This is a genomic window from Kitasatospora sp. NPDC098663 (assembly GCF_044760075.1).
Lineage (GTDB): Bacteria > Actinomycetota > Actinomycetes > Streptomycetales > Streptomycetaceae > Kitasatospora.
Genome location: NZ_JBIWAP010000107.1, coordinates 1 through 7,207 on the forward strand (window position 1 = coordinate 1; position 7,207 = coordinate 7,207).

The following is a 7,207-nucleotide window of genomic DNA, read 5'->3' on the forward strand; positions in this document are numbered from 1 at the left end:
GACTCCACCGCGCCCGTGGCATTCCACTCCACCAACACCCGACGACGCTCAACCTCACCCAACACATCCACCGACCCCACCCCCACACCAGGGTCGGTGGCCACGGCCTCGAGGACCCGGGCCAGCTGCGCGGCGGTCCGCTCGATCGAGGCGGCGTCGAAGAGGTCGGCCGCGCCGATGACAGTGCCGGTCAGCCCGGCCGGACGGCCGGCCTCGTCGAAACGCTCCACGAGGACGACGTCGAGGTCGAACTCGCCCATCTCGTGCGTCCCGGTCAGCGGGCCGACCCGCAGCCCAGGCAGGTCCAGCGAGCGGCCGGCGCCGCGCTTGGACACCAGGTCGGTGCTCTGCACGGTGGCCATCACCTGGAACAGCGGGTGCCGAGCCATCGAGCGGGCCGGGGCGAGCTCCTCGACCAACTTCTCGAAGGGCACGTCCTGGTGCGCGAACGCGTCGAGCGTGGCCTCGCGCACCCGGCGGAGGACCTCGACAAAGGTCGGCGCACCGGAGACGTCCGAGCGGATCACCAGGTTGTTGACGAAGCAGCCGACCAGGTCGTCGAGACCCTCGTCGTTGCGCCCGGCGACGACCGTGCCGATCGGCAGGTCCGTGCCCGCGCCGAGCCGGGACAACAGGACCGCCAGGGCGGCGTGCAGACCCATGAACAGGGTGGAGCCGTTCTCGCGGACCACCTCCAGCAGCTTCCGGTGGGCCTCGGCCGGGACACCGAAGGAGGCGGTGACACCCCGGTAGGAGGCCGCCGCCGGACGCGGCCGGTCGGTCGGCAGCGTCAGTTCCTCGGGCGCGCCGGCGAGCGTGTCCCGCCAGTAGGCCACCTGCTCGTTGAGCAGACTCTCCGGATCGTCCTCCTCGCCGAGCAGTTCGCGCTGCCAGAGCGCGTAGTCCGCGTACTGCACGGGCAGCGGCTCCCAGCCGGGCTCCTGCCCGGCCAACCGCGCCCGGTACGCGCCCGACAGGTCGCGCATCAGCGGACCCATCGACCAGCCGTCGGCGGCGATGTGGTGCACGACGAAGACCAGCACGTGCTCGTCCGGCGCCTCGGCGAACAGCCAGGCCCGCACCGGCACCTCCACCGCGAAGTCGAAGGCGGTACCGGTCGCCCGAGCCACCTCGGACTCCAGGTCGGCCGGCGCCACGTCGGAGACGATCAGCCGGAACCCGACGTCGGCCGACGGCAGGATCCGCTGGTGCGGCGTCCCGTCGACCGCCGGGTAGACCGTGCGCAGGACCTCGTGACGCTCAACCACATCCCGCAGGGCGGCACCGAAGGCCTCGCGGTCGAGCGTCCCGGACAGCCGGAGAACCACCGGGATGTTGTGCGCGGCGCTCGGCCCCTCCAGCTGGCCCAGGAACCACAACCGCCGCTGCGCGAAAGACAACGGGAACATCAGCTTTCCTCCTGCTTGCGCATCGGCCGCAAGGCCGGGCGGCTCTTCCTCTTGCTCTTGGTGCCTGCCTGTGCCGTGATCCAGACGGCGAGCCCTGCGGGCGTGGGGTTCTCGAACAGCACGCGGACCGGCACGTCGGCCCCCGTCACGGAGCGCACCCTGCTGAGCAGCCGGGTCGCCAACAGGGAGTGCCCGCCCATGGCGAAGAAATCGTCGTCGGCGCCGACCTCGGGAATCCCGAGGATCTCGGCGAAGACGGAGCTCACCGCCTTCTCCTCGACGGTGGCCGGCGCACGACCGGTGCCGGCGGCGGCGCCGAAGTCCGGTGCCGGCAGTGCCCGATGGTCGAGCTTGCCGTTCACCGTCAGCGGCAGCGCCGCCAGTTGCGTGATCGCGGCAGGCAGCATGTACCGGGGCAGCCGTTCCGCGGCATAGCCGCGCACCACTGCCACCAGGTCCTCGGTGCCGTGATCACCGAGGCGGTGCTCACCATAACCACGATCGGCCGCAACGAGGTAGGCGATCAACTGCGGCTGCCCGGACACTTCCTGAACAGTCACCACGGCCTGCGACACGGACGGGTGCGCGGCGAGCACCGCCTCTAGCTCGCGCGGCTCCACCCGGAAGCCGCGGATCTTCACCTGGTCGTCGACGCGGCCCGCGTACAGCAGCCGGCCCTGCGCATCCCAGCGTGCACGATCGCCGGTGCGGTACATCCGCTCGCCGACGGCGAAGGGATCGGCGACGAAGCGCTCCGCCGTCAGATCCGCCCGGCCCTGGTACCCGCGCGCCAGCGCGGGCCCGGCCACGTACAGCTCGCCCAGCACACCGGCCGGCACCGGGCGCAGCGCGTCGTCGAGGAGGTAGACCCGGGTGTTGCTGATCGGGCCGCCGATGGTCACCGGCTCGCCCGGCACCAGCGGCTCGGACATCGTGGCGCAGACCGTGGTCTCGGTGGGACCGTAGGCGTCGATGAACAGACGGCCCGGCGCCCATCGCGCGAGCAGGTCGTCGGCGAGCGCCTCGCCTGCCGACACCAGGGTGGTGACGGAGGCCAGGTTCGCCGGCGACAGCAGTGCCAGCACCGCCGGCGGCAGCGTCGCGTGAGTGACCCCGTGCCGTGCCACGACCTCGGCGAGGCCGGCGCCCGGGAGCAGTTCCCCGGCCGGGGCCACCACCAGGCGGGCCCCGGTGCACAGCGCCATCACCAGTTCCCAGACGGCCGCGTCGAAGCCGACCGAGGCGAACTGCAGCACGCGCGCCGTCCCGGTCACCGCGAGCCGCTCGACCTGGGTGGCGACCAGGCTCGTGATCCCGGTGTGCGAGACCACGACGCCCTTCGGCCGGCCGGTGGAGCCCGAGGTGTAGATGATGTACGCCGCCTGCTCGGGCCGTGGCGCCGTCAACCGTCCGCCGGCGGAAGCGGCGAGCTCCGCCTCGGTCTCGGTGGTGCCGAGCACCATGACCGGCGCCCCGGCCGGCGAGGGCAGCGCAGCCCGGTCCGCCTCGGTGGTCAGCACGTGGACCGGGCGGGCGTCGGCGAGCATGTAGGCGATGCGGTCGGCTGGATGCGCCGGGTCCACCGGCAGGTACACGGCCCCGGCCTTGGCGATCGCAAGGAAGGCGACGACCAGCTCGACGCAGTGCCCCATGGCCACCGCCACCACCGACTCGGTGCCGATGCCCCGGGCCGCCAGCAGTCGCGAAAGCCCCTCGGCCCGCTCGTCCAGTTCCGCGTAGGAGAGCTCCCCCGCGTCGCTCACCAGCGCGACGGCGTCCGGGGTCCGGGCGACCTGCGCCGCGAATAGCTCTGGCACGGTCTCGCCACGCACCGCCCGCTCGGGGCCGGCGCCCAGCTTCAGCATCGACCGGCGCTCCTGGTCGGTCACCAGCTGGACTCGGCTCAGCGGCCGTCCAGGGTCGGCGACAAAGCCCTCCAGCAGCCGCCCGAGGCGGTCGGCCAGCTCCTGCGCCGTCGACGGGTCGAGCAGGTCCGCGCTGAACTGCAGCGCACCGCTCAGGCCGGCGGCGTTGCCGGCCTCGTCCACCCGCTCGGCGAGGCTGAGCATCAGGTCGGACCGCGCACCGCCCACCGCGACCGGCTCGGGGGCGATCACCAGACCGGGCATCCGCAGCCCACTCCTCGGGGTGTTCTGCACCACCAGCGCCACCTGGAACAGCGGCTGCCGGGCCGTCGACCGCTCGGGGGTGAGCTGCTCGACCACGTGGTCGAACGGCACGTCCTGGTTCGCGTACGCGGCCAGGTCGGTGCTGCGCACCCGCTGCAGCAGCTCGCCGAAGGTCGGGTCGCCCGACACGTCGGTGCGCAGCACCAGCATGTTGACGAAGAACCCGATCAGGTCCTCCAGCATGTCGTCCACCCGGCCCGCGACCGCGGCCCCGATCGGGACGTCGTCGCCCGCTCCGAGCCCGCTCAGCAGAGCTGCCAGCGCCGCCTGCACGACCATGAAGACGGTGACGCCCTCGGCCTTGGCCAGCTCCAGGATGCTCCGGTGCAGGTCCGGGTCGATCCACACCGGGAGGTCGCCCGCCCGGTGGGTGGGGACGGCCTGGCGGGGACGGGTCGCCGGCAGGACTATCTCCTCCGGCAGGCCGGCCAGCGCCTCGCGCCAGTGGGCCATCTGCCCGGCCAGCACGCTGTCCGGGTCGTTCCCGCCGCCGAGCAGCTCGCGCTGCCAGATCGCGTAGTCGGCGTACTGGACGGGCAGCGGCACCCACCCGGGTGCCCGGCCCGCCAGGCGGGACTCGTACGCGGCGGACAGGTCGCGGGCCAGCGGGCCCATCGACCAGCCGTCGATGGCACTGTGGTGGATCGCCAGCACCAGGACGTGCTCCTGCGGCGCCTCCGCGAAGAGCCAGGCGCGGATCGGGATCTCGGTGGCGAGGTCGAACGGGTACTCGGTCACGCGGGCCAGCTGCGCGGCCACACCACCCGGCTCGACCTCGACCACCGCCAGCTCGATCCCGGCCTCGGCGGTCGGCAGGATCCGCTGGTAGGGCTCGCCGTCCTGGACGGGAAGCACCGTACGCAGGATCTCGTGGCGCTCGACCAGGTCCCGCAAGGCCGCAGCGAGCGCCGCCCGATCCAGTGCCCCGGAGAGCCGGAGCGCGGTCGTGTTGGTGTAGGTGGCGCTGGAGGCCTCCAGCTGCCCGAGGAACCAAAGCCGCTGCTGGGCGAAGGACAGCGGCACCCGCTCCGGACGCGGCCGCGCGGTCAGCGCGGCGCGCCCCGGGGCGGCCTGCAGCAGGCGGGCGGCGAGCCCGGCCGGGGTCGGGTGCTCGAACAGCGCCCGGATCGGCACCTCGACACCTAGGACGGCCCGCAGACGGCCTACCAGACGGGTCGCCATGAGCGACTGCCCGCCGAGCAGGAAGTAGTTGTCGTCGACGCCGACCGACGGCAAGCCGAGGATCTCGGCGAACACCTGGCAGAGCAGCTCCTCCTGCGGGTTGGACGGCAAGCGGCCGCTGCCGGCCAGCGTGTCGTCCGACCCGGTGCCGTCCGCCTGCCGGGCAGTCTCGTCGAGGAACTCCAGCCGGCCGTCGGCGGTCCAGCGGACCCGGTCGCCGGTGCGGAGCATCAGCCCACCCGCACCGAACGGGTCGGCCAGGTATCGCTCCCCCGCTGGCGCCGGCTGCGCACCGTCCCCGGCCGGCGGGACCACGCCCGCCAGGTACAGCTCGCCGACCGCACCCACCGGTACCAGACGCAGGCCGCCGTCGAAGACGTACGCGCCGGTGAACGCGGTGGCGTACCGCTCCCGCATCTCGGCCGGGGCCGCCGCCTCGCCGGAGAACAGCTCCAGCAGCCGCAACCGCTCGGCCGGTTCCAGCACGTCCACCGCCGCGAGACGGGTGTCCGGGGTCCGGCCCAGCGCGGCCACGAGGTTGTCCAGCGCGATCTCCAGCATCACACAGACCCGGTCCGGGTCCACCGGCACAGGAGCGTCCGCCGTGATGGCGAACCCGGCGCCGTCGTCGTCGACGGACACGCTCAGCGGGTAGTTGGTGCCCTCCCGGGTGAGCAAGACCCGAACCCCGTCCAGCGCATCCGAGTGCTCCGGCGCTACGGGCACCGAGTAGCGGTAGTTGAACAGCGCGCTGAACAGCGGGCTGCCGCCCGGCAGGCCGCTTGCCGTCTGGGCGAGCGCGAGCGGGGCGTGTTCGTGCACCAGCAGGTCGGCCAGCTGCTCGCGCAGCCCGGCCAGTGCCTCACCCACGGTGGCGTCGTCCAGGCGGACCCGGACCGGCAGCGTGTTGAGGAAGAGCCCCGGCACCCGGTCCGCGCCGGCGCCGGCGTTCATCCGGCCGAACAGCACGGTGCCGAACACCACGTCGTCCCGGCCCGACACGGCCGCGAGGACGCGCGCCCAGGCGAGGTGGAAGAGCGTGGCCGGGCTCACGCCCAGCGACCGCGCCGTTTCGCGGGTCCGGCGGGCCACCTCCTCGTCCACCGGCATCCGGCTGCGCCGCGTGTCGGCATTTTCGCCGTACACGTCGGTCAGGCCGTACGGGGCCGTGGTCTCGTCCACGTCGCCGAGCAGCTCGGCGAAGTAGCGCTCATGCTCCTCGCGCGGCACACCGAGGCGGGCCTGGGCGACGAACTCGCGGAACGGCAGCGGCTCCGGCAGCTCGGCCATCCGGCCGGACAGGAACGCCCGCAGCTCGTCGAGCAGGATCTCCAGCGCCGTGTGGTCCTGGACGAGGTGGTGGATCCGCAGCAGCGCCAGCCACCGGCCGCTGCCGGGCTCGGCAGCGACGTGGGCCGTCATCAGCGGCGCGCGGTCCAGCGGCAGCCACGCACCTGCGGCAGCTGGCAGCTGCTCCGCAGGCTCGGCCCCGGCCGGGTCCAGCTCGACCTCGGTGACCGGCAGTTCGGCCCTGCGGAGGACGACCTGGACGGGCTCGCGCAGGCTCTCCCAGACGATCGCGGTGCGGTAGATGTCGTGCCGGTCCACCACCCGCTGCAGCGCCGCCAAGAAGGCCTCCAGGCGCCCACGGTCGTCGAAGTCCAGGACGGTCGGCAGGACGTAGGTGTCACCGACCTCCCGGTCGGCTATCAGGTGGTGGAAGAACAGGCCCTCCTGCAGGGGGGCCAGCGGGTAGACGTCCGCGATGTTCGCCGCGCCGCCCGGGACGGCGGCCACCACGGTGGCGACCTCCGTCTCGGTCAGCTCGACCAGCGGCAGCATCGCCGGCGTCAGCTCGGTCGCGCCCTCCGGGATCAGGTTGGCCGGGACGGCCATCTGTTCCCCGTCCGCAACGCGGGCCAGGCTGGCCGGCGTGGGGGTGGCGAACAGGGCCCGCACGGAGACGGAGACACCGCCCGAGCGCAGCTTCTCCACCAGCGAGACGGCCAGCAGGGAATGGCCGCCGAGGGCGAAGAAGTCGTCGTCCACACCCACCACCGGAAGCCCGAGGACCTCGGCGAAGGCCCGGCAGATCAACTCCTCCCGCACGTCCGCGGGTGCGCGGCCGGCGCCCGCACCCGCCGCGTAGTCCGGCGCGGGCAGGGCCTTGCGGTCGAGCTTGCCGTTGACGGTCAGCGGCAGCGTGTCCAGCAGGAGGAACGCGGCGGGCACCATGTAGGCCGGCAGCCGCTCCGCGATGTAGCTGCGCACCACATCGACGTCCAGGCCCTCAGCGGGGACGAGGTAAGCCACCAGACGCTTGTCACCCGGGGCGTCCTCGCGGACCACGACCGCGGCCTGAGCGACCTCAGGGTGCGCGGCGAGGACCGCTTCGACCTCACCCGGCTCCACCCGGAAGCCACGGAT

General features: G+C 73.3%; 2 protein-coding genes. Both read right to left on the reverse strand.

Translation table 11 applies throughout. The features are described from left to right. Positions 1 to 1,409: condensation domain-containing protein (locus ACIQVZ_RS42020; RefSeq protein WP_402458348.1), on the reverse strand; the 1,409-nt coding region annotated here is incomplete at its 3' end. Beyond that, entirely contained in the window at positions 1,409 to 7,192 is a 5,784-nt protein-coding gene (locus tag ACIQVZ_RS42025; RefSeq protein WP_402458351.1) for an amino acid adenylation domain-containing protein, read from the reverse strand. The genes ACIQVZ_RS42020 and ACIQVZ_RS42025, both read right to left, overlap by 1 nt. Between the last annotated feature and the right edge of the window lie 15 nt (positions 7,193 to 7,207).